Below are 25,964 nucleotides of genomic sequence, written 5' to 3' on the forward strand. Positions count from 1 at the left end.
GGATCGTCTTAACGCCACCTCCGTGAAGGCCCACCTGCTCAACGCCGAGAAGCTACGGCCGCACGGGAAGCGCGTCATCGGCCTGACCCCGGCCGCCATCGGTCCGTACGTCATCCCCGCGGTGAATCTGGCGGAGCACCTCGACGCGCCGAACGTCGACGTGGTCACCTGCGGCGATCAGGCCACGATCCCGATCGTGGCCGCGATCGGAGCCGCGGCCCCTGGCGGCGGTGCGCTCATCCGGCGTCGCGCGCCGGCACCATCAACTGCCGACATGTCCACACCAGTTGGCTGAACTCCTTGACCTGGACGAGTACGTGGTCGCGGGCGGCGTTCTCCGCCGTCTCGGCGTCGCCGCGGGTGATGGCGTCGGCGATCTCGCGGTGCTCGGCCAGGGAGCGGCGCATGCGGTCCGGGACGCGCAGCTGCAGTCGCCGGTACGGCTGCAGGGCTCGCTTGAGCGCGTGGGCCTGCTGTCGCAGGTATTCGTTGCCACAGGAGTCGTAGACGATGCCGTGGAACCGGGCATTGGCGTAGTAGTAGCGGTCCGCGTCGCCGGCCGCCGCCTGGCTCTCGCACTCCTGCAGGGCGCGTTCGAGGTCGTCCAGCGCCTCCCGGTCGATCCGGCGGGAGGAGAGCCGCGCCGCCATCCCCTCCAGCTCGGCCATGACCTCGAAGCGCTCGGCCAGCTCGGAGACGCTCAGCTCGGTGACGTACGTGCCCTGCTTGGGGCGGATCTGTACGAGTCCGGAGCGCTCCAGGGCCTGGAGGGCTTCCCGGATCGGCGTGCGAGAGCAGCCGAACTCCTGCTCGAGCCGCGCAGGATCCAGACGCTCGCCGGGACGGTAGTGACCGTCGACGACAGCGTTCTCGAGTGCGTCGCGAACGCGCTGGGATTCCGGGAGCCGGGCCATGTGCACCTCCGAGGGGTCAGGTTATCCGGGCGTGCAGAGGGTGGTGCACGAGGCTCGATGTGTCCTACGCTGGCGCTGTTATATATATCGTCTGCGGTCATGGATTTAAAACCGGGGGCGACACCAGAGGCGAGCGAGCCCAGGAGCGTACGGAAGGTGCGGACATGGAACGTCACGACGGCTGGCTGCTGACCGACCTGTTCCAGGCTCTCGGGCGGCGGCGTGGCGCGGATCCGGCGGCCGGAGAGCCGCTGGACTCCCCGCTGGACCAGCTCCTCGCCGCCTGCGAAGTCCTGATGAGCGACGTGGGTGAAGCCTCGATGCGCGCGGTCGCGGCCAGGGCTCTCGCCGCATACGTCGAGCTCGACGACGACGGCAGGTGGGCCTTCTTCAGCCACATCACCCAGACCTATGACGCCGACGCCGATCAGGTCCGTGCCGCCTTCCGCCGCTGGGAGGACGCCCGCAGCGCCGGGTCCCGGGGCGAGGAGGAGCTGATCCGGCTCTTCGACGTGGTCGAGCCGGCCCGCCAGCAGCTGCTCCGCCGGATGAACCACGCACCCGACGCCACGCTCGCCCTGGTCGGGATGCGCGCGGACCTGCGCCGGCTGATGCGCCGTCACCCCAGGCTGCGGCCCCTCGACCATGACTTCCACCACCTGCTCACCTCGTGGTTCAACCGAGGCTTTCTCCGCATGGTGGAGGTCACCGGGGACGCACCGAAGGAGCTGCACCAGCACCTGATGCAGGGCGAGAAGGTCCACCCGATGGGGAGCAGTGCCGAGCTCCGCCGTCGCTTGGAGCCGGAGGACCGTGCTGTCTATGCGTTCTTCCATCCGGCCACCGGGGAGGTACCGCTGATCTTCGTGGAGGTCGCTCTGGTGCGCGGCCTGCCGGACCGCATCGCTCCGCTGCTGGAGCCCGGCCCGGCGCTCAGCCCGTCGGACGCGGACACGGCGGCGCTCTACTCGATCAACAACGCCCTGGACGGCCTGGCCGGAGTCTCCTTCGGCAGCTTCCTCATCAAGCAGGTCATCGAGCAGCTGCCCCATCTGACACAGTTCGTCACGCTCTCGCCCCTCCCCGGATTCCGGCGCTGGCTCGGTGAGCAGGCCGGACGGGACGCCGAGCTGAGGTTGCTCGTCCGTGAGCTGGACGCCCTGGAGGGGCCGGCGGACCTCGGTACGGCGGACGTCGAACGGATCCGTGCCCGGCTCCTTCCCGCCCTGGCCCGGTACATCGCGGTCGAGCGGCGCGAGGACGGACGCCCCCTCGATCCGGTCGCCCGCTTCCACCTGGGCAACGGGGCCGCCGCCTGGCAGTTGAACTGGCCGGCGAACAGCTCGGCCGAAGCCTGGCGGCAATCGTACGGCGCGATGATCAACTACCGCTACGAGCCGGGGCAGCTGGAGCGCCGGCACGAGGACTTCGTCCGCCGCGGCGCCGTAGCCCTCGGCGGACCGCTGCGCGACGCCTTCCCCGAGGCCGCGGAGGTGCCCTGTGCTAGGGACGCCTCCACCGCCGCTACCGCCTCAAACGATCGATGAGAGAGGAACACCCCTGATGGCACCACCCTTCACCACCATCTACCGGTCCTTTGCCGAGCAGGTGGAGCGGCAGCCGGACAAGGCGCTCTTCGAGCTGCCCGGCGGTCGGCAGATCACCTACGGCGAGACGGCGCGGACCGTGGGACGGATCGCCGCCCGGCTCGTCGCCGGCGGTGTCACCCCCGGTGACCGGGTCGCCATGCAGGTGGACAAATCCCCGGAGGCCATCGCGCTGTATCTGGCGACGCTGCAGGTCGGCGGCGCCTTCCTGCCGCTCAACACCGCTTACACCGGTGCGGAGATGGAGTACTTCATCGGCGACGCCCAGCCGCGTGTGCTGGTCTGCTCCCCGGAGCGGCGGGCCGACCACGCACACCGCGAAGGGGAGGACCTCGTCGTCGAGACCCTCGGCACCAAGGGCGACGGCACCCTGCTGGAGGGTGACGGCCGCCACGACGAGGTCGTCGACGCGTCGGCCGACGACCCGGCGGCGATCCTCTACACCTCCGGCACCACCGGACGCTCCAAGGGCGCGGTGCTGACCCACGGCAACCTTGCCTCCAACTGCCAGGCGCTGCTGGAAGCCTGGCACTTCACCGACCAGGACCGGCTGATCCACGCCCTGCCGATCTTCCACGTCCACGGGCTCTTCGTCGCCGCGAACATGACCCTGGCGGCCGGTGCCTCCATGTATTACCTGCCGAAGTTCGACGTGGAGACGGTCGTGGACCTGCTGCCCCGGGCCACGGTGCTCATGGGCGTGCCCACCTTCTACACCCGGATGTTGAAGAACGACCGGCTCACCCCCGAGACCTGCGCTTCGATGCGGCTGTTCGTCTCCGGCTCGGCCCCGCTGCTCGCGAGCGACCACCAGGCCTTCGAGGCCCGCACCGGCCACGCCATCCTGGAGCGCTACGGGATGACCGAGACCGGCATGAACACCACCAACCCGTACGAGGGCGGCCCGCGCAAGCCCGGCACCGTCGGCAAACCGCTGCCCGGCACGGAGGTCCGGGTGGTGGACGGCGAGACCGGACAGGCGCTGCCCGACGGTGAGGTCGGCAGCATCGAGGTCCGTGGCCCCAACGTCTTCAGCGGGTACTGGCAGATGCCGGAGAAGACGGCGGCCGAGTTCCGTGCGGACGGCTTCTTCATCACCGGTGACCTGGGCCGCATCGACGAGGACGGCTATCTGTGCATCGTCGGCCGGGGCAAGGACCTGGTGATCTCCGGCGGCTACAACATCTACCCCAAGGAGATCGAGGAACTGCTCGACGCCCACCCCACGGTGCTGGAGTCCGCCGTGATCGGTGTCCCGCACCCGGACTTCGGGGAGACGGTCGTGGCTGTCGTCGTCCCGGCGCCGGGCCAGGAGCCCCAGGAGACCGAACTGCTGAAGTTCATCGCCGGCGACCTCGCCCGGTTCAAGCACCCGCGCGCCGTGCGCGTCGACGAAGCACTGCCGCGCAACGTGATGGGGAAGGTGCAGAAGACCGAGCTGCGCAAACGCTACCAGAACCTGTTCGTGGGCTCGAACACCTGACCCGGAGCGGGGCCGACAAGGGCGGACACGTGACGTTCAGGAAGCCGCAACCGTAAGGGAGTTGAGAGCGCTATGGACCGCCGGGCGGCGCGCGGCACGACCGCGCGCGGCCCGGCGGCCGGTCAGTTGGCCTCGGCCGGGACCGGGGCGAGGGAGCGGGACCGTACGATGAGCTGGGCGACGGCCGTGACCACCAGGTTCGGGATGAGGGCGATGAGCCCGGTGTCGACCGTGCCGACGTCCACACCTCCGAAGGTGAGCCAGACCAGGACGCCGACGCCGGTCAGGATGCCGAGCAGCGCGGGCACCGCGTCCAGACGGACCTTCTTCGCCAGGCCCATGACGATCGCCGGGGCGAGCTGGGTGAGGCCTCCGTAGGTGAGCAGCAGCAGGTCGGACAGGAGCCCGGGCCTGGTCAGGCCGAGTACGAGGGCGAGGCCGGCGGCCGCGACGACGCACAGGTGGTTGGTGCGCAGCTGCGCGCGTTCGTTGCGGACGCTGAGCAGGTTGCGGGACAGCAGGCTGGAGATGCCCACGACGATGGCCGCGGACGGCACCATCGCCGCCGAGGCCGCGGCGACCGCGACGATGCCGACGAGCCAGCCGGGCAGGGTCTGGCCCGCGAGGGTCAAGGCGACGGCGTTCGCGGGGGAGTCCGGCTTCACCAGCAGGATTCCGGCGAAGCCGACGATCACGGGGATGCCGAGCGCGATCTGGTAGAGCGGCAGCCAGACCGCGTTCTTGCGCAGCGCGCGCCCGCTGCCGGCGGCGAGGACCGGCGGCCACAGATGGGCCATGGTGCCGAGTCCGCCACCGAGGCCGGAGATGATGACGGCGGTGACGAAGAACGTGGCGTCGTAACCTTCCTGCCGGAACGTCAGCAAATTCGGATGGCTGTCCCGTACGGTCTCGAACAGGCCGCCGATGCCGCCGTTCACCGACAGTGTCACGCCGACGATCAGCACCACGAGCCCGACGATCATCAGGGCGTCCTTGAGGTAGGCGACGCGCGCGATGCCGCGGATGCCGGACCACAGGACGAAGGCGACGGTGAGGAGGGTGGCGAGCACCATGCTCAGGTTGCCGCCCGTACGGCTGCCGGTGGCGAGCTGCACGATCAGCCCGAGCCCGGTGATCTGGAGCTGGAGGTACGGGAGCAGGAAGACGGCGCCGACGACGGCGACGACCTTGCCGAGCAGGGGACTGCGGAAGCGGTCGGCGAAGAAGTCGGCCTGCGTCAAGTAGCCGCCCTTGCAGCCCAGTTCACGCATACGGGGCGCGGTGAAGTACTGCAGGATGAAGTTGATCGCGAGATAGCACAGCGCGAAGGCCGCGGCGACGCCGCCGCCGAAGGCGATACCGGCGAGGCCGAGGAAGCTGAAGGTCGTGAAGGACTCGCCCGCCTGCAGGAACCAGGTGGTGAAGGTGGAGAACTTGCGCTTCCCCACGGTCCATTCGCCGAATTCCCCGCGGCTCGGCCGGCGCCCGCTCATGCCGACGACGGCGATGGTCACGATGCCGACCAGGGTGATGGCCATGGTGGTGTTCACGCGGCGACCTCCTCGTACGCGTCGCGCGTCACGTGGTCGTCCTCGTCGTCCTCATCGGTGTGGTGAGCGAAGTGCTCGACGAGCGCGAGCGAAGCTGTCGTACCCACCGTCCACAGCAGGCACCAGGCGAGGACGGAGGGGATGCCGAACCAGAGGTGCGGGCCGTTGACGAAGGGCAGGAACGGTGTACTGAGGAAAGCCACTACGGGCACGACGGCCCAGAGGACGTGCGGATTTCTCATCGGGGCTCCATACGGCTACGGGAGGGAGGGGCGACGGCGTCCGTGCCCGGTGGCGGCCTCGTAGGCGGCACCGGTCTCGAGCACGGTCCTCTCGGCGCGGGGTGGGCCCACGATCTGGAGGCCGACGGGAAGCCCGGCTGGAGTGAAGCCGGCGGGAACGGAGAGGGCGGGTGAGCCCAGAACGGTGACGAAGTACGCGGAGCGCATCCAGTCGAGGTAGGTGCGCTGCGGCTCCCCGTCGATGTCGGTGGGGTACTCCGACTCGATGGCGAACGGGGTGACCTGGCTGACCGGGGCGATCAGCACGTCGTACCGCTCGAAGAAGGCGGTGGCGGCGAGGTGGATGCGGGCGTGCCCGGTGGTGGCACGGACGAGGTCGGCGCCGGTCAGGCGCCGCCCCTCCTCGATGTTCCAGACGAGGCTGGACTTCAGGGACGCGCGGTCGCTGTCGAGCAGCGCGCCGAGACCGAGGTTGAACTCGTGGGCGCGCAGTGTGCGGAACACGTCCTCGGCGCCGTCCAGGTCGGGGCAGTCCTCGACGACGACGCAGCCGAGGTCCTCGAAGACCTTGGTCTGGCGTTCGAAGATGTCGCGCACGTCGCGGTCGACGGAGACCCGGCCGCCGAGGTCGGGGGCGAACGCGACGCGCAGCCCGGCGGTGTTCCGCCCGAGTGGCGCGCGGAAGCCGGCACCCGGCTCGTCGAGGGAGATCGGGACGCGCGGGTCGGGTCCGGCCATGACGGACAGCAGCAGCGCGGTGTCGGCGACGGTGCGGCCCATGGGCCCGGCGACGCCGAGGGTGTCCCAGAGGTTGCCGGAGGGGTGCGAGGGGACGCGGCCGGGTGTGGGGCGCAGGCCGACGACGTTGCAGAAGGACGCCGGGTTGCGCAGCGAGCCGCCCATGTCGCTGCCGTCGGCGAGCGGCTGGAACCCGGCGGCGAGCGCGGCGGCGGCCCCGCCACTGCTGCCGCCTGCGGACCGCGTCATGTCGTACGGGTTCCGGGTCGCGCCGAAGACGGGGTTGAAGGTGTGCGAGCCGGCCGCGAACTCGGGGACGTTGGTCTTGCCGATGCGGATGGCGCCCGCGCCCTGGATGCGCTGCACGAGGAGCTCGTCCTCGTGGGGGACGTGCTCGGCGAAGAGTGGCGAGCCGTGCGTGGTGCGCATGCCGCGGGTGAGGTGGGTGTCTTTGAAGGCGATGGGCAGGCCGTGCAGCGGGCCGAGCTCCTCGCCGCGCGCCTGCCGCTCGTCGGCGGCAGCAGCAGCGGCCAGCGCGCCCTCCGAGTCGAGGGTGACGATCGCGTTGACGGCGGGGTTGTGACGCTCGATGCGGTCGAGGTGGGCCTGGACGACCTCGCGGGCCGAGAGTTCTCCGCGGCGGATGCGGGCAGCGAGGTCGACGGCGTCAAGCATGCAGATCTCGTCCCGGTCGGGGACGGCGGGGCCGGATGCGGCGGGTTCGACGAAGCTGGGGGCGACGGGGCCGGGAGCAACGGGCATGGCAGTCCTAGGGCAGCAGGCACGGTGGGCGTCGCCGCGGTGATGCTGATCCGGCCGGTGGCCGAGGCGCGACGCGTGTGGTGCACCACACTGAAGCTACTGACCCTTTCAGTCAATAGGTTAGCCATGGTGAAGCTTTAAGACGTGAGGCCGTCGAGGCTGAAGATTTCAGTCGTTTGACGAGGACTCGCGACCGGTGCCGGGGAACTCGACACCACTGCGCTTCAAGGACTCGACGACCAGATGGGACTGCACGGCCTCCACGTGCCGCACCCACGGCGAGGCCGTGAGGAACGCGTGCAGCGCGGCCTTCGACGGCTGCGTCACGTCGACCAGGAGCTGATGCTCACCCATCACGACGGCCGCGTACCTCACGAGCGGCGACTCGACGAGCAGCCGGCCCACCTTCTCGACCACGTCGGGCCTGACCTTGATCCACAGCAGCGCCTCGACCGGCAGGCCGAGCAACGCGGGCTCGACGGCGGCCCGGATGCTCACGAGGCCTTCCCGCGTCAGCGTCTCCACACGGCGCCGCGCGGTCGCCACGGACACCCCGGCGACGGCCGCCAGGTCCTCGTGCGTACGCCGCCCGTCCTCGGCGAGCGCCCCCAGGATCGCCAGTTCCTCCGGCCCGACCTCGATGTCCGGGAGAGCGAGCTCGTCGACGATCCCGGACGGCCCCCCGAGCGCCTCGACCTCCCCGGCGTCCAGGATCCCGGGCGACCACTCGTGCACCGTGCGGAAATACCGCAGAACCGGTGACACGCTGTGCGAGACGAGCCCCGGCAGCGCGGGCACCTCGTCGAGCATCAGCGGCGCCAACCGGCCCGGCGGGCACTGCAGTTCCGCCACGCAGTCGACCGGCCCGGCGAGCGCGTACGAGAAGATGCAGTCCGCGCGCCGGGCCGCCGCCACCGCCGCGTCCCGCACGGCGCCCGGCCGGCACGTCATCCGCAGGATCACGGTCTCACCCCGCACGACAAGCCCGCGCACGGCGACGTCCCCGCTCTCCAGCAACCGCAACCCGCGCCGCGCCACCTTCCGCTCGGGCTCCCCGAGGGCCGCCGCGATCCGCCGCCACGAGGCCCGCCCATCGATCTGCAGAGCGGCGACGATCCGCCGGTCGAGCCCGTCGAGAGGACCGCTGGGCGCGCCACCGTGCGCGCCGGCGGGCACGCTCGGGTGCGTGGAGGGGCGCGCGGGCGGGGCTGCGGGGGCGGTCGGGTTGGCCGGCACGGCCGGTACTGGGTACGTCACGGGAACGACCCTAACGACCGGAGCAACCCCGTACCCAGGGGCGTCGGGCTCTGCGGCTCGGCTGAGCCCGGATCCACCGACGCGGTTTGAAGGTGATCTTTGGGCGGCACCTGCGGTCGGCGGTCGGGTGGGCCTTGCTGGTCTGCCCGCCCCCGGAGCGTCCAAGGAGAGCGGCCTTCGGCCGGAGTTTTCGCCGACGCCGGAGGCGTCGCCGCTCTTCCCGCTCGGGATCGCTCTCGGCGTCCTGCCTGTTCCTGCGATGGGCATGACCGGCGGTTCCAGCGGTGGCCCGTGGATCTACGGTAAGGACGACAACGTCTACTACGGTGGTTACGTCAGCGGCGTGAACAGCAACGTTGACGACGGGAACAAACCGACTGAGACGCGGTCTCCCTACTCCGCCACCTGGGTGGGGGACGCCTTCAACAAGTACTCGAAGTTTTGAGCGTTCGCGCCTAGGCAGGCAGGGAGGCAAACAGATCAATGGCCGCGTCTCTACGAAGACTGTTCGCGCTCTGCCTCACTCTCGGCCTGCTGACCGGCTGCGCAGCTGCTCATCAGGGCGGCGAAAACCCCTTTGCTGCGCCCGAGGTCTCCACCGGGCATCCCGATCAGGAGACGCCCTGCCCGCAGGACTCCCCGCGGCAGCAACCCCAAGACCCGACACCCACCACGGAGAAGTCAGGGGAGGGCGCCGCAGACGCACCAGGGGACAGCCAATCGCACACGGTTGTCCCCGGGGCGCCCTGCATTATTTCCAGCGGCATCCCGCACATACCGGTCGACCCGTAGAACCGGCGCTGGCGGAGCCCATTCGGGTTTCGTCGATCGCCAACGCGCTCGACCGCCGCCTGATCGTGCCGCCGCACCGGGACGGCGGTCAAGGCCAGTTCGTGACCACCCTGGTCCCCGCCCCGGACAACCACCCGCTCGCTGAGCTTCTCCTCTGGGTGATCGAACGGCTGGACCATCCGCTGACCGTGGAGGACCTGGCCCGCCAAGCGAGGATGAGCTCGCGCAACCTGGGCCGCCACTTCAAGTCGGTGACCGGCACCACCCCGTCGCAGTGGCTGCTGACTCAGCGGATCCACCGCGCCCAGGAGTTGCTGGAGACCACCGACGACAGCGTCGACACCATCGCGGCGGCCACCGGCATGGGCACCGCGACGACGCTGCGTCGGCACTTCAACCGCACGGTCGGTGCGCCTCCGGACACCCACCGCCGCACCTTCCGCTCGGGAAGCCGCCCCGGCCCGAACGACGGCGGGCAACACCACCAACGCCCTGAGCCATGAGGAGCAACGCTGGGGCGGCTCACCGACGGGCATTCCACCGCAACCCCCGGCCGCCGTCAGGCGAGGTCGACTGCCAGGTATTTCACCGACAGGTACTCGTCGATCCCCTCGAAGCCGCCCTCGCGGCCGAGGCCCGAGGCCTTGACGCCGCCGAACGGCGCGGCGGCGTTGGAGACCAGGCCGCGGTTGACGCCCACCATGCCGCAGTCGAGGGCATCCGAGACACGGAAGGCCCGGGCCAGGTCGCGGGTGTAGAGGTAGCCGACCAGGCCGGCGTCCGTGGCGTTGGCCTGACGGATGGCGTCGGTCTCGTCCTTGATGCGGTGGATCTGGGCCACCGGACCAAAGATTTCCTGGTTCGCCATCAGCGCGTCCTCGGGGAGGTCGGCGACCACGGTGGGCTGGTAGAACCAGCCTGGGCCGGACTGTTCGGAACCGCCGGTCACGATCCGGGCACCGCGTGAGACGGCGTCGGACACCAGCGCGGTGATCCGCTCCCGCTGCTGCTGGTTGATCACCGGCCCCAACTGGGCACGGGGATCAGTGCCCTGGGCGAGCCGGATCTGCGACATCGCCGTGGCCAGGCGGGCGGTGAACTCCTCGGCCAGGTCCTGGTGGACCAGGAAGCGGTTGGCAGCCACGCAGGACTGCCCGCCGTTGCGGAGCTTGGCCAGCATGGCCCCGGCAATGGCGGCGTCCAGGTCGGCGTCTTCAAACACCAGGAACGGGGCGTTGCCGCCGAGCTCCATCGAGGAGCGCAGCAGCCGGTCTCCCGCGGTGGCGGCGAGGCTGCGGCCGACCTCGGTGGAGCCGGTGAACGAGAGCTTGCGCAGCCGGGGGTCGGCCAGCAGGGCGGTGACCAGTTCGGCCGGGCGGCTGGTGGGCAGCAAGTTGACCACCCCGGCCGGTAGTCCCGCGTCGAGCAGGACCTGGGCGAAGAGCAGGCAGCTGAGCGGCGTCTCCTCGGCGGGCTTGAGCAGGGCGGTACAGCCCGCCGCCAGGGCCGGTGCGACCTTGCGGGTCATCATCGCGAGCGGGAAGTTCCACGGGGTGACGAGCAGGCAGGGCCCGACGGGCTGACGGGTGGTCAGCAGGCGGCTGGCGCCGTCCGGAGCGAGCCGGTTCTCCCCGCCGATCCGGACGGCCTGCTCGCTGAACCACAGCAGGAAGTCGGCGGCGTAGGCGACCTCGCCGCGGGACTCCGCGAGCGGCTTTCCCATCTCAAGGGTGATCAGCAGCGCGAACTCCTCGGCCCTGGCGAGCAGCAGGTCGTAGGAGCGGCGCAGAATTTCGGCGCGCGGCCGTGGCGGGATGGCGGCCCAGCCCGGCTGGGCCCGGCAGGCGGCGTCGAGGGCCTCGGCGGCCTCGGCCGGGGTGGCGTCGGCGACCCGGGCGAGGGGCTCGCCGGTGGCCGGGTCATGGACTTCAAAGGTTGTGGCGGCCGGCCTCCAGACGCCGTCGATCAGGCAGCCCCTGGGCACTGCGGCCAGGACGTCGTACTCCGGTGTGGTGGACATGGGCAGGACGCTCCTGGGTGGGTTGGGTGTGCGACCCGCCCTCCCGGCTGCGGGTGCTGGGAGGGCGGGTCGCAGGGTGTCAGTCCGTCAGAGCGGCGGTGATCAGCGCCTCCAGCTCGGGCTGGGCGGGGGTGCGGGGGTTGTTGCGGGTGACGGCGTCCGCGAGAGCGGTCCGGGCCAGGTCGGCCACCATGGCGGGCTCGCACCCGAGGGCGGTCAGCGTGGGCCGGGCGCCGACCAGCTCGGCGAACTCCCGGACGGCCGGGGCCACTGCGGCTGCGTTTCCCGCCTCGCCGCGGGCGGTGTCGCCGATGCCCAGGTCGTAAGCGATCGCGGCGTATTCGGGGGTCGCGGCGGACAGGTTGTAGGAGAGGACGTGGTCGAGCACGGCGCCGAGCGCGAGCCCATGGGCCGCGCCGGTGCGGGCGCTGACCGCGTGGGCGATACCGTGCACCAGACCGAGTCCGGAGAGGCTGAGGGCCAGTCCGGCGAGGTGGGCGCCGAGCAGCAGCTGGGAGCGGGCCTCGAGGTCGGCGCCGTCGGTGACGGCGGCGGGCAGCCAGCGGTGGACGAGTCGGACGGCCTGGTGGGCGTAGGCCTCGGAGAGCGGGGTGCGGCCCCGGGAGGTGAGCGACTCGATGCCGTGGACCAGGGCGTCCAGGCCGGTGGCAGCGGTGGCGGCGGGCGGCAGGCCGAGGGTGAGTTCGGGATCGAGGATGCAGACCCGGGGCTGGGCGGTGTCGTGGCCGAGGTAGACCTTGCAGTGGTCGACCCGGTTGTCGATGACGCCGAAGCCATTGGTCTCGGCTCCGGTGCCGGCGGTGGTCGGGATGGCGATCAGCGGCAGCGCAGGGTGCGCCGGCTCCTCCGAGTAGTCGAAGGCGACCGCCTTGGCGTTGTTGGCGGCGGCGAGCGAGATGCCCTTGGCGGCGTCCAGGCTCGAGCCGCCGCCGAGTGCCACCACGGCGGTCTCGGCCAGGGCCGCCTCGCCAAGAGTGTGCAGCCGGTCGGCGGCGGAGTCGATGGTGTCGGTGGTCGGGTTGGGCTCGACCTCCGCGAAGACCGTGGTCCTGACGCCCGCGGCGGCCAGCACCTCCAGTACCTCGGCGAGCACTCCGCAGAGCTGGATGCCGGGGTCGGTGACGATGAACGCCCGGCTGCGCCCGACCAGTTCGAGCGCGGCGGGCAGTCGGTCGACGGCTCCGGGGCCGAACTCCAGGTGTCCGGTGGAAGTCGCGGTGAAGCTGGTCATCCCTCACACTCCCTTGCCGGCCGGGAGGCGCAGTGCGATGCCGGCCAGGTCCTCGTAGAGCTTGACCGGGATCATCTCGCCGGCCAGGTCGCCGTACTGGGCGCGGCCGCGCCGGTAGATCTGCTCGACCAGGGCGGAGAGCTCGACGGGCAGCCCGACGTCGCGGCCCAGGTCGACGGCGAGACCGAGGTCCTTGCAGGCCAGCGCCATGCCGAAGGACTCGTCATAGTCTCCGGCCGCCAGCAGGGCCTGGATGTCGTGCTGGAGGAAGTTGCTGTTGGCCGGGCTGGCGATCAGCGAGGTGCGCAGCACATCGAGGTCGACGCCCGCCTTGACGCCCAGGGTGAGCACTTCGGAGGTGGCCACCAGATGGGCGAACCAGAGCAGGTTGATCATCAGCTTGACGGTGTATCCGGCGCCGCGCGGGCCCACATGGAAGATTCGCTCGGCGTCTCCCATGGCTTCCAGCACCGGGCGGTGCTCCTGGTACACGTCCGGGGAGCCGCCGACGAAGATCTGCAGGGTGCCGGCGATGGCGCCCTTGGCCATTCCGCTCACCGGGGCGTCGAGGTGGTGGACGCCGCGCGGGTCCAGGGTATCGGCGGCGATCCGGCGGGCGGCCTCGGGGGCAGAGGTCGACATGTCGATCCAGGTGGCCCTCGGCCGCAGCGCTGCTGCGGCGCCCGCGTGCAGCAGGACGGCCTCCACCTGGCGGGGGCCGGGCAGCATGGTGATCAGGACGTCGGCGGCGGCCGCGCAGTCGGCTGCGCTGACGGCCCAGGTGGCGCCGGCCGTGAGATGGTCGGCGGCGGCCTCGCGCCGGGTGTCGTGGACGGTGACCGGGAAACCGGCCTTGAGCAGGTTCCGGGCCATTGCCCCGCCCATGTGACCGAGGCCGATGAAGCCGATGCGCGGCTGTTTGCCGGACAAGGGTGATTCAGCCAAGGTTGATCCAGGTGGTCTTGAGGGCGGAGTAGCCGTCCAGGGCGTGCAGGGACTTGTCCCGGCCGTGGCCGGAGTCCTTGAAGCCGCCGAAGGGGGTGATCACGTCGCTGGCGTCAAAGGTGTTGACCCAGACCGTGCCGGCGCGCAGGGAGCGCGAGACCCGGTGCGCGGTGGTCAGCTCGCGGGTCCACACCGAGGCGGCCAGGCCGTAAGGGCTGTCGTTGGCGATCCGCAGGCCCTCCTCCTCGCCGCGGAAGGTGATCACCGACAGCACCGGGCCGAAGATCTCCTCGCGGGCGACGCGCATGTCATTGGTGACCTGGTCCAGGACGGTCGGCTGGAGGTAGAAGCCGCCGCTGTCGGGGTGTGCCCGGCCACCGCCGAATGCGGTGCTGGCGCCCTCCTGCCGGGCCAGGTCCAGGTAGGACTGCACGGTGTCGAACTGGGCGCGGTCCACCAGCGGGCCCATCACGGTGGCGGGGTCGAGCGGGTCACCGACGGTGAAGGTCTCGCCGGCCTTGAGCACCGCGGCCAGCAGATCGTCCTTGACGGCCTCGTCCACGACCAGGCGGGAACCCGCGTTGCAGGTCTGTCCGGCGTTGTAGAAGATGCCCCAGGCCACGGCGGAGGCGCAGGCCTCCAGGTCGCCGACGTCGGCCAGCACCAACTGCGGGGACTTTCCGCCGGCCTCGATGGCGACCGCCTTGGCGTTGGACTCGGCGGCGTAGCGCAGGAAGAGCTTGCCGACCGCGGTGGAGCCGGTGAACGCGATCTTGTCCACCTCGGGGTGCCGTCCGAGCGCCGCGCCGGCCTGTTCGCCGCGCCCGGTGACCACATTGAGCACGCCGTCCGGCAGCCCGGCCTCACTGCCGAGCCTGGCGAGGAGCAGCGCGGAGAGCGAGGACTGCTCGGCAGGTTTGAGTACGACGCTGTTGCCGGCGGCCAGGGCCGGGGCGATCTTCCAGGCGGTGATGATCAGCGGATAGTTCCAGGGCACCACGGCGCCGATCACACCGAGCGGCTCCCGGGTCACCAGGGCGAGGGCGTCCCGGCCGGTGGGGGCGATCTCGTCGTACCGCTTGTCGATCGCCTCGGCGTACCAGCGCAGGCAGTTGGCGGCGCTGGGTACGTCGACCCGGAGCGACTCGCCGATCGGCTTGCCGACGTCGAGTGTCTCCAGGAGGGCGAGCTGCTCGTGGTGCTCCATCACCAGTTCGGCCAAGCGCAGCAGGATTCGCTTGCGCTCCTTGGGCGTCAGGTCGCGCCAGCGGCCGTCTTCAAAGGCTCTGCGCGCCGCCCGGACCGCCCGGTCCACGTCCGCCTTGTTGCCGGCCGCGACCTGTGCCAGCCGGGTGCCGTCGCGGGGGCTGACGGTGTCGAGCGTCGCACCGTCCTGCGCGTCGGTGTAGTCGCCGTCGATGAACAGCCTGGTCTCGGGCCGGAGTTCGGCCGCCCGTCGGGCCCAGTCGGTGTCGGTCATGCACGGCTCCCTTTCAGTTGACGCGCGAGCGGGCGATGACCGCCTCGTCGAGGACGGCGCCGATGCCCGGCCGGTCGGGGACCTCGACACAGCCGTCCGGGTCGATCCAGACCGGCTCGGCGAGCATGAAGTCCCGCCGTTCCGGGGTCCAGCCCGGAGGGTCGTAGGGGAACTCGAAGTACGGGCCGCCGCCCACGCCGGCGCTGACGTGCAGGTTGGCCAGCACACCGATGCCGTTGGTCCAGCTGTGCGGGGTGAAGAACCGGTGCTTGAACTGGGCGAGTTCGGCCAGGGTCCGGCAGCGCAGCATGCCGACCGCGAGCACCACGTCCATCTGGTAGATGTCGAGGACGTCGTTCTCCAGGTAGTCGACCAGCGCCCCGAAGGAGTCCAGCATCTCGCCGCCGGCGATCCGCACCCCGGTCTCGGCGCGCAGCCGCTTCAGTCCGGCGGTGTCGGTGTACGGCAGTGGCTCCTCGACCCAGTACACGCCGAGCTCGGCGAGTCGGCGGACGGTTCGGCGGACCGAGCCGAGGTCGAGGGCGGGGTCGACGTCACCGGACATCCGCCAGGCCTGGTTGAGGTCGACCATGATCTCGAAGCCCTCGCCGACCGCCTCACGGGTGGCGGTGACTGCGGCGATGCCCTCCTCGATCCGGTTCCGGTCGATCCGGATCTTCATCGCCCGGAAGCCCTGCTCGCGCAGCGCGAGAGCCGATTCCGCCCTCGCGGCGGGCGACTTGAGCTCTCCACAGGAGGCGTAGGCACGCAGCCGTTTGTGGACGTTGCCGAAGAGAGCGGCAACCGGCTGGCCGGTGACCTGGCCGATGATGTCCCAGAGCGCGACCTCCAGCGGCCAGTAGCGGCCGGAGTGGAAGTTGATCGTCTCGATCACCCGGACGTGCCGGACGATGTCCAGCGGGTCCTCGCCGACGAAGAGTTCGGCGTACGCGTCAAAGCCGTCCATGGCGTCCCCGGAGCCGATGCCGGTGATGCCCTCGTCGGTCTCCACCCGTACGACGGTGGCCGGGAAGCGGGTGCGGGGCACCGGGTCCCAGGCCGCGCGGAACGGCGGCTCGAGATCGAGTATCAGCCGTTCCAGACGGATCGCGGTGATCTTCACGGTGCGGCTCCGGTCGGGGTGAAGAAGGGGTTGGCCACCTGGTCCCGGGCCGCCAGCACCTCATCGATGTGCGGTGCGCGGGCGACGCCGGCGGCGAGTGCGTTGCGGGTGGCGGCCCGGTTGTTTCGGTAGACCTGCTCGGCGTCGTCGGCCGCCCAGTCCACCCAGACCGCGGCGATCAACAGCAGGTCGTCGGCGGCGTACTGGGGGATGACGCCCTCCGCGACCGCGTCGGCGACCCCGCCGGCCACCCCGGCCTGCGCGGCGCCCCAGGTCATCGAGGCGTGGGTGTCACCGCGGATGTCCGCCTTGTTGACAAAGAGGGTGAGCGGCTTGACCGGCAGGCTGGGCTTCAGGACGGCTACGAAGGGGGCGTAGCCGGGCCGCGGGGTCGCCAGGGCGGTGGCCCAGGCGGTCTCGGCGGCCGTCCCCCGGCGGCCGAGGACCGTGTTGAGGTGGGCTGCGTTGGGGCCGCTGCCGACGAAGGATTCGCCGATCATGACCTCCCGGCCGAAGTCCTCGCCGGCGCTCATCCGACGAACCCGTTCTGCTTCAGCCAGCCCTGGGCGACCTGGTCGGCGGGCTTGCCGACGACGTCCACCTGGGCGTTGAGGTCGCGCAGGGTCTCGTTGTTCAACTTGGCGGCGATCGGCGCCATGATCTGCGCAATCGAGGGGTACTTCTCGGCGGTCTCGACGCGCAGCGTCAGGGCCGGGTTGTAGACCGGGAAGAACTGCTTGTCGTCCTCCAGCGTGGTCAGCTTGAGGTTGGAGATCCGCCCGTCGGTGGCGAAGACCTCGCCGAAGTTGCAGGTGGTGCCCTTGGCGGTCTCGGTGTAGACCACACCGGTGTCGACCAGTTTGATGTTGGCCTTGGGGATGTCGATTCCGTATGCCTTGGCGAGGCCCGGCCAGCCGTCGTTGCGGGTGGAGAACTCACTCTCCAGGCAGACGGTGGCGTCGGCGGGGTGGGTCTTGGTGAAGGCGGCGAAGTCGCTGAGCGACTTGAGGTTCCACTGCTGGGCCTTGGCCGCGAGCACCGCCAGCGCATAGGTGTTGTTGGCGGGCGCGGGGGCCAGCCACTGCACACCGTTCTTGGTCTTGTCCTCCTCGGAGACCGCCTTGTACTGGGCGTCCGCGCCCTTCACCGGGTCGGTGTGCTTGAGGTAGACGATCCAGCCGGTACCGGTGTAGTCCCAGTACAGGTCGACCTTCTTGGAGGTCAGCGCGGTACGGGTGTTGGAGCTGCCCTTGATGTTGGTCTTGTCGTTGACCTTGGCGCCGGCGGCCTGGAGGGCGAACTTGGTGATCTCGCCGAGAATGATGTTCTCGCTGAAGTCCTTGGAGCTGACGGTCAGGGTCTGACCCTTGAGGGCCGGGTCGACCTTGATCGAGCCGGCCCCCTCGGCAACCGTGGCGCCGCTGTTGGCGTCGGTGGTGACGTGTGTGGAGCAGGCAGCCAGCAGCAGCGGCAGGGCGAGCGCAGCGGCCGGTGTGCGGATACGGCGGTTGACGGACATGGCGATCCCCTTGCAGGTGGAAAGAGGGTGGGAGCGAGGAAGAGGGCTCAGCGGGCGCGGAAGCGGTCCTCGACCACTGCACCGAGCCAGTCGACCAGCAGCGCCAGCGAGGCGACCAGGACGGCACCGGTGACCAGCACCGGGGTGCGCTGGAGCTTGATGCCGTTGACGATCATGTCTCCGAGGCCGCCGGCGTTGACGAAGGTCGCAAGGGTGCCGACGCCGACGTTGAGGACCAGCGCGGTACGGACACCGGCCAGGATGACCGGTACCGCGAGCGGGAGTTCGATCCGGAAGAGCACGGCGAGTTGACCCATGCCGAGGCCGCGGGCCGCGTCGACGACAGGGGCGTCGACCTGCTGGATGCCGACGATGGTGTTGCGCAGCACTGGCAGTACGGAGTACGCGACCAGGCCGGTCACGGCGGTGCCGAGGCCGATGCCCCGCCACAGCGAGAGCAGGACCAGCAGGCCGATCGCGGGCGCGGCCTGGCCGATGTTGGCCACGCCGGTGGCGATCGGGGCGAGCCAGCGCATGGCCGGCCGGGTGAGCAGGATGCCGGCGCCCAGGGCCAGTACCAGCACCAGCACCGTGGAGATCGCGGTCAGCCACAGGTGCTGGCGTACCGCGTCGGTGATGTAGCCGGGGTTGAGGGTGCGCTGCTCGATGGAGTCGAGCGGCAGGGAGTGCACCCAGAGGTACAGCGTGGCCAGGACGGCCGCGATCACGGCTGGGGTGACGAGGCGGCTGCGCAGCCGGAAGCTCATGCCGCACCGCCGGACGGCAGCACGGAGGGCTCGGCCACGGCCCGCATCAGCGCCTCGATCCGCACCTCGCCCTGCAGCCGACCCTCGGCGTCGAGGACGCCGATCCGGGTCGAGGCTGCGGCGACCATGGTGTCCAGTGCCGCATGCAGGGTCGCCGCCGCATCCAGCGCGGCCGGCGGCGGCTGGTCCGGGACGGGGTCCCAGTCGACGTCGGAGAGGCTGCGCAACCCGAGCCGCTTGAGCGAGGAACCGTTGCCGACGAAGCGGGCGACCACCTCGTCGGAGGGTCGGGCAAGGATGGCCTCCGGTGTGTCGAACTGCCGGATCCGTGAGCCTTCGCCGAGGACGGCTATCCGGTCGCCCATCCGGATCGCCTCGTCGAAGTCATGGGTGACAAAGATGATGGTCTTGCGCAGGGTCTGCTGGAGCCGCAGGAACTCGCTCTGCAACCGGTCCCGGGTCACCGGGTCGGTGGCCCCGAACGGCTCGTCCATCAGCATCACCGGCGGGTCCGCGGCCAGCGCACGGGCGACACCCACCCGCTGCTGCTGGCCGCCGGAGAGCTGGCGCGGCAGGCGCTCGCGGAACTCCGAGCCGAGACCGATCAGGTCGAGCAGTTCGTCGACCCGCTCCTCGATCCGCTTGCGCTCCCAGCCGAGCATCCGCGGCACCAGGCCCACGTTGGCGGCGACGGTCATGTGCGGGAAGAGGCCGACCTGCTGGATCGCGTAGCCGATGCCGCGCCGCAGGTGGTTCTGATTGAGCGTCTGCACATCGCGGCCGTTGACCTTGATGGAGCCGGAAGTGGGCTCGATCATCCGGTTGATCATCCGCATGGTGGTGGTCTTGCCGCAGCCGGACGGGCCGACCAGGACGACGACCTCACCGGCCGCGATGTCCATGGAGAAGTCACCGACGGCGGGGGCCGACTGGCCCGGGTAGGACTTGGTGACCCCCCGAAGGCTGATCATCGGCTGGTCAGGCATGGGCGCTCCTGCGCGAAATGAGGGCCTGGAACCGCCGTCGCGGGCGCAGACCGCGGGGCACGGTCAGCAGTCCGAGGACGACCAGGGCGAAGTCGAAGAGCAGGGCAAGTAGGACGACCCCGAGGGTGCCGACCAGCGCCCGGTTGACGGAGTTGACGCCGCCGAGCGCGGCCAGCCCGTCGAAGATCTGGTTGCCGAGGCCCGGGCCGCCGACATAGGCGGCGATGGCCGCGATACCCATGATCATCTGGGTGGAGACCCGGATCCCGGCCAGCACCACCGGCCATGCGATCGGGAACTCCACGGTGGCCAGCATCCGCAGACGTCCCATGCCGACCCCGCGAGCGGCCTCGGTGAGCGCCGGGTCGACTTCGGCCAGGCCCACGACCGTGTTGCGGATGATCGGCAGCAGCGCGTATACGACGAGGGCGACCACAGTGGGCGCGTAGCCCAGGCCGAGCGGCCCGATCAGTACCCCGAGCAGGGCGAACGAGGGGATGGTCAGCGCGGCCGCGGAGAGCGACACAGCCAGTGAACTGATGCGCGGCGTTCGGTAGGTGAGCGCTCCGACCAGAACGCCGATCACGGTGGCGATGCTCATGGAGACAGCCACCACGCCGGCGTGCTCCTGGGCCTGGGCGATGAGGACGTCCTGCCGACTCTGCAGGTATTCCCAGAGCGTCACCGCGCCTCCCTTCTGACTGGGCGTTACCAGGGTGTTTCGCACGCTTGGCTGGGAACCGTAGACAGCTGTCGCACCAGCCGCAATAGGGCTGGCGGAAATCGAAACCTGTGTTGCGACGAGAGCAACTCTTGCGTTGCGCAGCGCATCGGAGGCACCCTGCGGTAACGGCCGCAGGACCGGTGGGAGAGGAAGCCATGACATCGACTGCCGCTAGGGGGCACGGACTTCGGCGCGACGTCGAGCTGCTGGAAGCGCTCGCGGCCGACGACACCCGCACCACCCGGGGAGGGCTCGGAGTGGTCAGACTCGCCGAGCTGACCGGGCGTGAGAAGAGCCAGGTCTCCAGGGCGCTCAAGGGGCTCGAGGCCGAGGGGATCGTGGAGCGCGATCCGGACACGCTGGAGTACCGGCTGGGCTGGCGGCTGTTCTCGCTGGTCGCCAGGGGCACCCCGGACCGCCTGATGCGGCTCTCCGAGACGGCACTTCACAAGCTCAGCCACGCCGTCGGTGAGACCGCCCACCTCTGTGAACTCCGCGGCCAGGCGGTGCTGACGCTGCTCAGCGTCTCCCCCGGCCACGCCTTCCGCGCATACGGCTGGGAGGGTCGTGGCGTGCCGGTGCACTGCACCTCGGCGGGCCGGGTGCTGCTGATGGACGCCGGCGCGGAGGAGCTGGCCGTCCGTTTTCCCGGCGGCTGGCCCGGGGAGGAGGGGCGGCCGACCCGGGTGCGCACGGTGGCCGACCTGCATGACCAGATCGAGGCCGCTCGGGTCGACGGATTCGCCCTGGTGGACGAGGAGTTCGAGCCGGGTCTGGTAGGAGCGTCGGCACCGGTCCGCGACTTCCGAGGACGGATCATCGCCGCCATCAACATCTCGGCGCCGAAGGAGCGCCTGGCCGGCGAGCAACTGCTGCAGGCGGGGCGCGCCACCCTCGCGGCAGCGGAACGGGTGTCCGCGCTGCTCGGCTGGGAGCCCCGCCTGGGCGGCCCGCGTTCCTATCGGCCGAGTTGACGACACCCTCACGTACCCGCCACCTCCAGCCCCGGAGCGGTCCCTGGACGGAGGCGAGGACCAGGAAGCTCACCGCCAGCAGGAGGGCGAGGACAGAAGCCGCATCCGGGAGGGCTGCACCTTTGGGCTGGCGTACCTGGGGCAGGAGCAGCGCGCCGGCGATGAGGGTGACGATCCCGACGGGAACGTTGATCAGGAAGATCCACCGCCAGTCGATGGTGACGAGCAGACCTCCGAGGGGCGGGCCCGCCGAAGCCGCGATCGCGCCCACGCCCGCCCACAGGCCGACCACAAGGGTGTGCTGGCGCTTGGGAAAGCTCGGGTAGAGCAGGCCGAGCGAGGTCGGCACGATCATCGCCGCGCCGACGGCCTGGACGGCCCGGGCACCTACCAGCACGCCGAGACCCGGCGCGCAGGCCGCCATGGCGGAGGTAAGGGTGAAGAGCCTCGCTCCGGCCAGCAGCGCTTTCCTGCCCCCGCTGGTCCGCGATGCGGCCGGCCGGCACGAGCACGGCGGCGAAGACGATCGCGTAGGCCGACGGCACCCATGAAACGCTCGCCAACGAGCTGACGCACGGTAGGCGATGGGACGTCGGGGTTCCCGGCGGGGCTTGGCGTTCACCTCTGCCGTGCCTCTGGGATCAGGTCCTCGGCTTGCTGATGGGACAGCAGGCCGGCCACGGCTTGGACGAGGTCAGTCATGTGCTCGCGGCGCCCGAGAGGGCGGGCCAGGGCTCGGAGCTGCTCGCCGCCGAGGTGCAGTTGGTCGCCGATAGCGGCAAGGCCCCGCAGTGGGCCGAAGGCTCCTTCGGGGGAGTTCACTAGGCGCCCTCGATGGTCACCGTCACCTCGCAGAATATCTCCCGAGAGCTGCCACGGATGCGCTCCGGCCGCGTCGGCCAGCTCGGCCGGCTCCAGCGCGTCCGTACCAGTTCTGCGCGGGCGGGCAGGGTGCGCTCGCCGAGCGGCGCCTCCGGTCACCTGAAGAATTCCCTAACCGGGCACGAACACATGCGTTCATGCTGATTAGGGCGGTGGACCGGTACGGACGGTACGGGGTCGGAGCCGCCGCCCCCGTACGGCGCCGGGTCGGCGGTGGTGGTGACAAGGAGGTCTGGCTGATGATGTCCCGACGACGCTCGCGGCGTGCGCAGCTGCTGACCGCGATGCTGCTCGTGACGCTCGCCGCGGCCGGGTGCGGCGGCACTGGCGATGACGCTCCCTCGGCTGCCGGTCAGCCGCGGTCGGATGCCACGGGCGACGCCGGCGGTTCCCCGGCGAAGAAGCCGCCGGCGGACCCCTGCGGGCTCATCTCCATCCAGGAGGTCCGGCAGTTGGGAGGCGTGTCCGTCACGGCGAAGCCGAGCGAGTTCAACACCACGGGCTGCGAGTACTCGCACGAAGGGGTGCTGATCTCCTCGACCGTACAGGGCGACGAAGCCAAGGCCTTCGCCGACGACATGCTCGCGGGAGCCCACAAGAAGTCACTCTCCGGCGTGGGCGAGGAGGCCTACTCCTACGACGCCTCCGATCACGGGACCTTCGCCGTGCTCTTCCGGAAGTCGGGCGCCTGGGTTGCGATGACCGTGGTGGCGGACAGGGCGGACAACGCCGGGCGGCTGAACGAACTCGCCCGGACGGTGGCAGCCCGCATCTGAGTCCGGCAGCCGAACCCGTGCCGGGCCGCAACCCACGAACACGGCAGGCGGGCGGCGGGGGTACGAACCGGGGACACCGCGCGCGGGCGGTAGTGCTGTCGTTCGTGCCGGGCGGCCCGTTCCCCGGGGCCCACTTCGTCCGGCCTGTCGGAACTCTGCTCGTCCGCGTGCGCGCGAGGCGAGGCGGAGCACTCCACGAGGCCGTCGGCCATCTGCCGCCGCTGCCCGGCAACCGCAGCGACCGCGAGAGGACGGAGCGACCGGCGGCCCGAAGGATTCCCGAACGGGGCGCGAACACGCCAGTTGATGATGGCCCGAGGGGGGACGGCGCCGCGCGCGTCGGACATGGCGAATGGATCACGGCATGAGAATCATCCGGCTTCTGTCGGGTGTGTCACGGGGGCGCGGCTCCCCGCTGGGGGTGGGCGGTGAGCGCGCCGCGTCCGGGGAGGCGGGTCGCAGCGCTCGCGATCGCACTCCTCCTGACCACCACGGCGGCCTGCGGTGGCGTACCCGGGCGCGGGCACGAGGGCGCCGGTCCGGCCGACGCGTCCGAGGCCATGCTCACTTACGGGACCGGGCCGGTCCTCGATCCGTCGATCACTTACCGGCCCGGCGTTGTGATCGTCGAGGGCGGACCGCGAGCGATCCGGTCGGCGTCCAGTGACGGTCTGACTGGACCATCCGACGGAAACGCCCGCGGTACCCAGAACGTTCGGCCCGGAAAGATCCTGTACGCCACCAGTCGCGCGGTGGGGCGGGTGCAGGAGGTGCGCCGGGCGCACGGAGACGTCGTGGTCACTTTGGGCCTGGTGGAGTTCACCGAGGTCTTCCGCGAGGCGCACCTCATCCTCGATCAGGACGTCGACGGCGGTGGGCTTCACTACCTGGAGATTCCGGACCTGCCCGGGGCGGTGACCGTGCCTGCGAATGCCTCGACGGACGTTGCGACCCAGCCGGAGAAGGGCGCTGCGAAGGACGCCGCGCAGGGCATCCCGACAACCGCGCGGACGGTCGGACAGACGCCGTTGCGCGCCGCGCATTCGGGGCGCGTCGGCACTGTGGTTGCAAACGGACCGGTCCGGCGCGCCACGGCGGCCGGGGGCATGCTGCCGCCGGCCAGGTCGAGCAGCGTCACGGCGGATCTCGGGGAATGGAAGGCTCAGCCGTACCGCAGCCCGGGGGCGTTCGGCCTGAAGTTCCATCACAAAGAAACGGCCGGGCTCAAGATATTCGTCGACTTCTCGCTGAAGACGGAGAAGCTGCATATCCGTTCCGATGTGCCGATCTCCGGCGGTCATGTCGCTGACGGAGCCACGTTCGCCGTCGAGGGAATCAAAAGCGTCGCGATCAGCATCGCCGCGGGTGCGGCCAACGGTGTCATCGACGACTCGAAGATCTGCGCCGAGGAACCGGTCCAGATGACCCTGCCGATCGCTGGCACCCCGTTCGCCTTCAACACCTGCTGGAAGTTCAGCGTCGCCACCGCGCTCGGCGGCAACAACACCACGGTGACCGCCGGCGGTGAGTGGGGGCTTGACAGTGCCCTCGGCACGGTCAATGACTCGATCGTCGCACCGAAGGTCTCGATGATCAAAAGCATCATGGACTCGATGACCGGAATCACGGTCGGAGTCAGCGGCATCGCGACCGCCGTCGAGTTCAAGGTCCAGGTCGGAGTCGGTGTGCCCGCCTCCTTCGCCGGTCCCTACGCCAAGCTCGTCCTGGACTTCGGGGTGACCAACGGCTCGGCCCTCGGCGCCCCGCTGACCCGCTGTGTCGGCGCGACGCTGGACGGCAAGGTCGGCGGGGGCGTGGGGGTCTCCGTCTCCGTCGTGGCCATGGCCGCCCTCAAGAAGCTCCTGCCCACCATGAAGTTCCAGGCGCAGCCGGAGAGCCTGACACCTTTCGTCCACAGACAGCAGACGCTGCCGGACTTACCGCTGTGCAAGTTCTGACACCGACACGAATGCAGACAGTGAGGATCCCGATGAACCGCAGCCGCAGCCGCCCGCTGTCGCCGCTGGTGCCCCTGGCCGTACTGGCCGTGCTCGCGCTGTCCGGGTGCGGCGGCCACGGGCAATCCTCGGCCGCCGGCCCCTCGTCGGCCCAGCCGGCCCCGGCAACCCGGACTCCGGAGGAGAACACCGAGGCGCCGTCACCGACCGGGGAGGCCGTCGGCCCCTGCGCCCTGGTGACCAAGCAGGAGGCCGAGCAGTTGGCCGGTACAGCGCTCGCCCCCGCGACACCGGTAGGGGAGACCTGCACCTACACCGGTCCCGTCACCGGGCCGACGGCTCAGGTGGAGATCTTCGTTGGGGACGGGGCGAAGAAGTACCTCGACATCGAACGCGACCTCGGACACACGCTCAGGCCGCTGGCCGGTGTCGGCGACGAGGCGTACGCCGAGGACGAGGCGGTCTTCCTCCGTAGGTCGGACCGGTGGGTGTCGATCCGTCTGGTGCGCCTCAACGACCCGGCGGAGAACCGCACACCACTGGAAGAGCTGGCCCGAAAGGTGGCCACCCGAATCTGACCCGTGTCCGCCGTGCGTACCCGTCCCATCCCCCCAGGAGCCCCCCGTGATCCCACTCGTCGCCGTCGTTCTTGTCGTGGTGCTGCTCATCCTCGCCTTCGTCGTGCCCTACAACGGTCTCGTCCGCAAGCGCGGTGCAGTGGACAACGCCTGGGCCCAGATCGAGGTACAGCTCGAGCGACGCGATGACCTGGTCCCCAACCTCGTGGAAACCGTGCGAGGGTACGCCGTGCACGAACGGCAGACACTCGATGCCGTCGTCGCGGCGCGCGCCCGGGCGCTGGGCGCCCAGAACCCGAAGGACCGGGCCGATGCCGAGAACGGCCTCACCAGCGCGCTGAAGAGCCTGTTCGCAGTCGCCGAGGCATACCCGGATCTCCAGGCCGGCCGGAACTTCTCCGAACTCCAGGAGGAGCTGTCGGCCACCGAGAACCGCATCGCCCTCGGCGTCGGTGTGGGCGTGGCAGTCGTGCCTCTGGTCCGCGCGATCACCGATCTGGTACGCAAGGAGGACATCCAGAGGCAGGTCGTGCAGCTCCGCCGCTTCCAGACCGGTTCCGGGGGTGACGGCGGCGCCCAGTACGCCTACTGGGAACCTCGCTTGGACGCGCGCCGGGAGTGAGTCCCGACTTCCC

At 70.5% G+C, this 25,964-nt stretch carries 24 protein-coding genes and 3 pseudogenes; 11 read left to right on the top strand and 16 right to left on the bottom strand.

The genetic code is table 11. From position 1 onward, the window contains the following. Positions 1–10: 10 nt before the first annotated feature. Positions 11–223 (top strand): annotated as a pseudogene (locus tag ACIHCX_RS35015) (acetaldehyde dehydrogenase (acetylating)); the annotation flags it as partial. Between the two features lie 13 nt (positions 224–236). Here ACIHCX_RS35015 and ACIHCX_RS35020 read toward each other — a convergent pair. Beyond that, positions 237–914, bottom strand: coding sequence for a GntR family transcriptional regulator (locus tag ACIHCX_RS35020; RefSeq protein WP_400036855.1), 678 nt, complete (start codon positions 912–914; stop codon positions 237–239). 164 nt (positions 915–1,078) lie between these two features. On the opposite strand from ACIHCX_RS35020, the gene ACIHCX_RS35025 reads away from it, so the two are divergent. Together ACIHCX_RS35025 and ACIHCX_RS35030 are read left to right on the top strand one after the other, a co-directional pair. Continuing rightward, positions 1,079–2,461, top strand: coding sequence for a malonyl-CoA decarboxylase domain-containing protein (locus ACIHCX_RS35025; RefSeq protein ID WP_400036857.1), 1,383 nt, complete (start codon positions 1,079–1,081; stop codon positions 2,459–2,461). Between the two features lie 16 nt (positions 2,462–2,477). Continuing rightward, a complete protein-coding gene (locus ACIHCX_RS35030; RefSeq protein WP_400036859.1) occupies positions 2,478–4,004 on the top strand; it encodes a malonyl-CoA synthase in 1,527 nt (508 codons plus the stop codon). A 122-nt stretch (positions 4,005–4,126) separates the two neighbouring features. Here ACIHCX_RS35030 and ACIHCX_RS35035 read toward each other — a convergent pair whose 3' ends face one another. From ACIHCX_RS35035 to ACIHCX_RS35050, 4 genes are all read right to left on the bottom strand, one after another. Continuing rightward, complete coding sequence (locus ACIHCX_RS35035; protein ID WP_400036861.1) at positions 4,127–5,554, bottom strand: sodium:solute symporter; 1,428 nt, start codon at positions 5,552–5,554, stop codon at positions 4,127–4,129. Continuing rightward, positions 5,551–5,796 (bottom strand): hypothetical protein, encoded by a 246-nt coding sequence (locus ACIHCX_RS35040; protein WP_400036863.1) that lies wholly within the window; start codon positions 5,794–5,796, stop codon positions 5,551–5,553. Before ACIHCX_RS35040 ends, ACIHCX_RS35035 begins: the two co-directional genes overlap by 4 nt. Before the next feature lie 15 nt (positions 5,797–5,811). Beyond that, positions 5,812–7,296: an amidase gene (locus tag ACIHCX_RS35045; RefSeq protein ID WP_400036865.1), complete on the bottom strand. Its 1,485-nt coding sequence runs from the start codon at positions 7,294–7,296 to the stop codon at positions 5,812–5,814. 168 nt (positions 7,297–7,464) lie between these two features. Continuing rightward, the gene (locus ACIHCX_RS35050; protein WP_400036867.1) at positions 7,465–8,553 is read right to left on the bottom strand and encodes an Lrp/AsnC family transcriptional regulator; all 1,089 of its coding nucleotides are present in this window, start codon (positions 8,551–8,553) and stop codon (positions 7,465–7,467) included. A 127-nt stretch (positions 8,554–8,680) separates the two neighbouring features. On the opposite strand from ACIHCX_RS35050, the gene ACIHCX_RS35055 reads away from it, so the two are divergent. Continuing rightward, positions 8,681–8,998, top strand: coding sequence for a hypothetical protein (locus tag ACIHCX_RS35055; RefSeq protein WP_400036998.1), 318 nt, complete (start codon positions 8,681–8,683; stop codon positions 8,996–8,998). A gap of 376 nt (positions 8,999–9,374) precedes the next feature. Then, positions 9,375–9,848: pseudogene (locus tag ACIHCX_RS35060) on the top strand (GlxA family transcriptional regulator); the annotation flags it as partial. A 56-nt stretch (positions 9,849–9,904) separates the two neighbouring features. Here ACIHCX_RS35060 and ACIHCX_RS35065 read toward each other — a convergent pair. The 10 genes from ACIHCX_RS35065 to ACIHCX_RS35110 form a co-directional block, all read right to left on the bottom strand. Then, complete coding sequence (locus ACIHCX_RS35065; protein WP_400036869.1) at positions 9,905–11,365, bottom strand: NAD-dependent succinate-semialdehyde dehydrogenase; 1,461 nt, start codon at positions 11,363–11,365, stop codon at positions 9,905–9,907. A 79-nt stretch (positions 11,366–11,444) separates the two neighbouring features. Further along, positions 11,445–12,617, bottom strand: coding sequence for an iron-containing alcohol dehydrogenase (locus ACIHCX_RS35070; RefSeq protein ID WP_400036871.1), 1,173 nt, complete (start codon positions 12,615–12,617; stop codon positions 11,445–11,447). A 3-nt stretch (positions 12,618–12,620) separates the two neighbouring features. After that, a complete protein-coding gene (locus ACIHCX_RS35075; RefSeq protein WP_400036873.1) occupies positions 12,621–13,562 on the bottom strand; it encodes an NAD(P)-dependent oxidoreductase in 942 nt (313 codons plus the stop codon). Then, the gene (locus ACIHCX_RS35080) at positions 13,555–15,042 is read right to left on the bottom strand and encodes an aldehyde dehydrogenase (RefSeq protein WP_400036875.1); all 1,488 of its coding nucleotides are present in this window, start codon (positions 15,040–15,042) and stop codon (positions 13,555–13,557) included. Before ACIHCX_RS35080 ends, ACIHCX_RS35075 begins: the two co-directional genes overlap by 8 nt. Positions 15,043–15,055: 13 nt before the next feature. Further along, on the bottom strand, positions 15,056–16,165 hold the full coding sequence (locus ACIHCX_RS35085) for a mandelate racemase/muconate lactonizing enzyme family protein (RefSeq protein ID WP_400036877.1): 1,110 nt from the start codon (positions 16,163–16,165) through the stop codon (positions 15,056–15,058). Next, positions 16,162–16,698 (bottom strand): formaldehyde-activating enzyme, encoded by a 537-nt coding sequence (fae, locus tag ACIHCX_RS35090; RefSeq protein ID WP_400036879.1) that lies wholly within the window; start codon positions 16,696–16,698, stop codon positions 16,162–16,164. Before fae ends, ACIHCX_RS35085 begins: the two co-directional genes overlap by 4 nt. After that, entirely contained in the window at positions 16,695–17,684 is a 990-nt protein-coding gene (locus tag ACIHCX_RS35095) for a glycine betaine ABC transporter substrate-binding protein (RefSeq protein ID WP_400036881.1), read from the bottom strand. Before ACIHCX_RS35095 ends, fae begins: the two co-directional genes overlap by 4 nt. A gap of 47 nt (positions 17,685–17,731) precedes the next feature. Next, positions 17,732–18,451, bottom strand: coding sequence for an ABC transporter permease (locus tag ACIHCX_RS35100; RefSeq protein ID WP_400036883.1), 720 nt, complete (start codon positions 18,449–18,451; stop codon positions 17,732–17,734). Next, complete coding sequence (locus ACIHCX_RS35105) at positions 18,448–19,437, bottom strand: ABC transporter ATP-binding protein (protein WP_400036885.1); 990 nt, start codon at positions 19,435–19,437, stop codon at positions 18,448–18,450. Before ACIHCX_RS35105 ends, ACIHCX_RS35100 begins: the two co-directional genes overlap by 4 nt. Then, a complete protein-coding gene (locus tag ACIHCX_RS35110; RefSeq protein WP_400036887.1) occupies positions 19,430–20,122 on the bottom strand; it encodes an ABC transporter permease in 693 nt (230 codons plus the stop codon). Before ACIHCX_RS35110 ends, ACIHCX_RS35105 begins: the two co-directional genes overlap by 8 nt. A gap of 194 nt (positions 20,123–20,316) precedes the next feature. Between ACIHCX_RS35110 and ACIHCX_RS35115 the strand changes: the two genes are divergently transcribed. After that, the gene (locus ACIHCX_RS35115; protein ID WP_400036889.1) at positions 20,317–21,135 is read left to right on the top strand and encodes an IclR family transcriptional regulator; all 819 of its coding nucleotides are present in this window, start codon (positions 20,317–20,319) and stop codon (positions 21,133–21,135) included. 109 nt (positions 21,136–21,244) lie between these two features. Here ACIHCX_RS35115 and ACIHCX_RS35120 read toward each other — a convergent pair. Continuing rightward, positions 21,245–21,757 (bottom strand): annotated as a pseudogene (locus ACIHCX_RS35120) (MFS transporter); the annotation flags it as partial. A gap of 38 nt (positions 21,758–21,795) precedes the next feature. On the opposite strand from ACIHCX_RS35120, the gene ACIHCX_RS35125 reads away from it, so the two are divergent. The 5 genes from ACIHCX_RS35125 to ACIHCX_RS35145 all read left to right on the top strand — a co-directional run bounded on the left by ACIHCX_RS35125 (position 21,796) and on the right by ACIHCX_RS35145 (position 25,951). Next, complete coding sequence (locus ACIHCX_RS35125) at positions 21,796–21,960, top strand: hypothetical protein (protein ID WP_400036891.1); 165 nt, start codon at positions 21,796–21,798, stop codon at positions 21,958–21,960. Between the two features lie 194 nt (positions 21,961–22,154). Then, entirely contained in the window at positions 22,155–22,793 is a 639-nt protein-coding gene (locus ACIHCX_RS35130; RefSeq protein WP_400036893.1) for a DUF3558 family protein, read from the top strand. A gap of 812 nt (positions 22,794–23,605) precedes the next feature. Beyond that, complete coding sequence (locus ACIHCX_RS35135) at positions 23,606–24,751, top strand: hypothetical protein (protein WP_400036895.1); 1,146 nt, start codon at positions 23,606–23,608, stop codon at positions 24,749–24,751. A 32-nt stretch (positions 24,752–24,783) separates the two neighbouring features. Further along, the gene (locus tag ACIHCX_RS35140; protein ID WP_400036897.1) at positions 24,784–25,329 is read left to right on the top strand and encodes a DUF3558 family protein; all 546 of its coding nucleotides are present in this window, start codon (positions 24,784–24,786) and stop codon (positions 25,327–25,329) included. 46 nt (positions 25,330–25,375) lie between these two features. Continuing rightward, on the top strand, positions 25,376–25,951 hold the full coding sequence (locus tag ACIHCX_RS35145) for a LemA family protein (protein ID WP_400036899.1): 576 nt from the start codon (positions 25,376–25,378) through the stop codon (positions 25,949–25,951). Positions 25,952–25,964: the final 13 nt, after the last annotated feature.

Origin of the sequence: Streptomyces sp. NPDC052043 (assembly GCF_044548235.1) — a bacterium.
GTDB lineage: Bacteria > Actinomycetota > Actinomycetes > Streptomycetales > Streptomycetaceae > Streptomyces.

Excerpts from the sequence above, each read along its gene's own strand:
- ACIHCX_RS35020 (WP_400036855.1), bottom strand. The coding sequence starts at position 914 with ATGGCCCGGCTCCCGGAATCCCAGCGCGTTCGCGACGCACTCGAGAAC.
- ACIHCX_RS35025 (WP_400036857.1), top strand. The coding sequence starts at position 1,079 with ATGGAACGTCACGACGGCTGGCTGCTGACCGACCTGTTCCAGGCTCTC.
- ACIHCX_RS35030 (WP_400036859.1), top strand. The coding sequence starts at position 2,478 with ATGGCACCACCCTTCACCACCATCTACCGGTCCTTTGCCGAGCAGGTG.
- ACIHCX_RS35040 (WP_400036863.1), bottom strand. The coding sequence starts at position 5,796 with ATGAGAAATCCGCACGTCCTCTGGGCCGTCGTGCCCGTAGTGGCTTTC.
- ACIHCX_RS35045 (WP_400036865.1), bottom strand. The coding sequence starts at position 7,296 with ATGCCCGTTGCTCCCGGCCCCGTCGCCCCCAGCTTCGTCGAACCCGCC.
- ACIHCX_RS35065 (WP_400036869.1), bottom strand. The coding sequence starts at position 11,365 with ATGTCCACCACACCGGAGTACGACGTCCTGGCCGCAGTGCCCAGGGGC.
- ACIHCX_RS35070 (WP_400036871.1), bottom strand. The coding sequence starts at position 12,617 with ATGACCAGCTTCACCGCGACTTCCACCGGACACCTGGAGTTCGGCCCC.
- ACIHCX_RS35080 (WP_400036875.1), bottom strand. The coding sequence starts at position 15,042 with ATGACCGACACCGACTGGGCCCGACGGGCGGCCGAACTCCGGCCCGAG.
- fae (WP_400036879.1), bottom strand. The coding sequence starts at position 16,698 with ATGAGCGCCGGCGAGGACTTCGGCCGGGAGGTCATGATCGGCGAATCC.
- ACIHCX_RS35095 (WP_400036881.1), bottom strand. The coding sequence starts at position 17,684 with ATGTCCGTCAACCGCCGTATCCGCACACCGGCCGCTGCGCTCGCCCTG.
- ACIHCX_RS35100 (WP_400036883.1), bottom strand. The coding sequence starts at position 18,451 with ATGAGCTTCCGGCTGCGCAGCCGCCTCGTCACCCCAGCCGTGATCGCG.
- ACIHCX_RS35105 (WP_400036885.1), bottom strand. The coding sequence starts at position 19,437 with ATGCCTGACCAGCCGATGATCAGCCTTCGGGGGGTCACCAAGTCCTAC.
- ACIHCX_RS35115 (WP_400036889.1), top strand. The coding sequence starts at position 20,317 with ATGACATCGACTGCCGCTAGGGGGCACGGACTTCGGCGCGACGTCGAG.
- ACIHCX_RS35125 (WP_400036891.1), top strand. The coding sequence starts at position 21,796 with ATGGGACAGCAGGCCGGCCACGGCTTGGACGAGGTCAGTCATGTGCTC.
- ACIHCX_RS35130 (WP_400036893.1), top strand. The coding sequence starts at position 22,155 with ATGCTGATTAGGGCGGTGGACCGGTACGGACGGTACGGGGTCGGAGCC.
- ACIHCX_RS35140 (WP_400036897.1), top strand. The coding sequence starts at position 24,784 with ATGAACCGCAGCCGCAGCCGCCCGCTGTCGCCGCTGGTGCCCCTGGCC.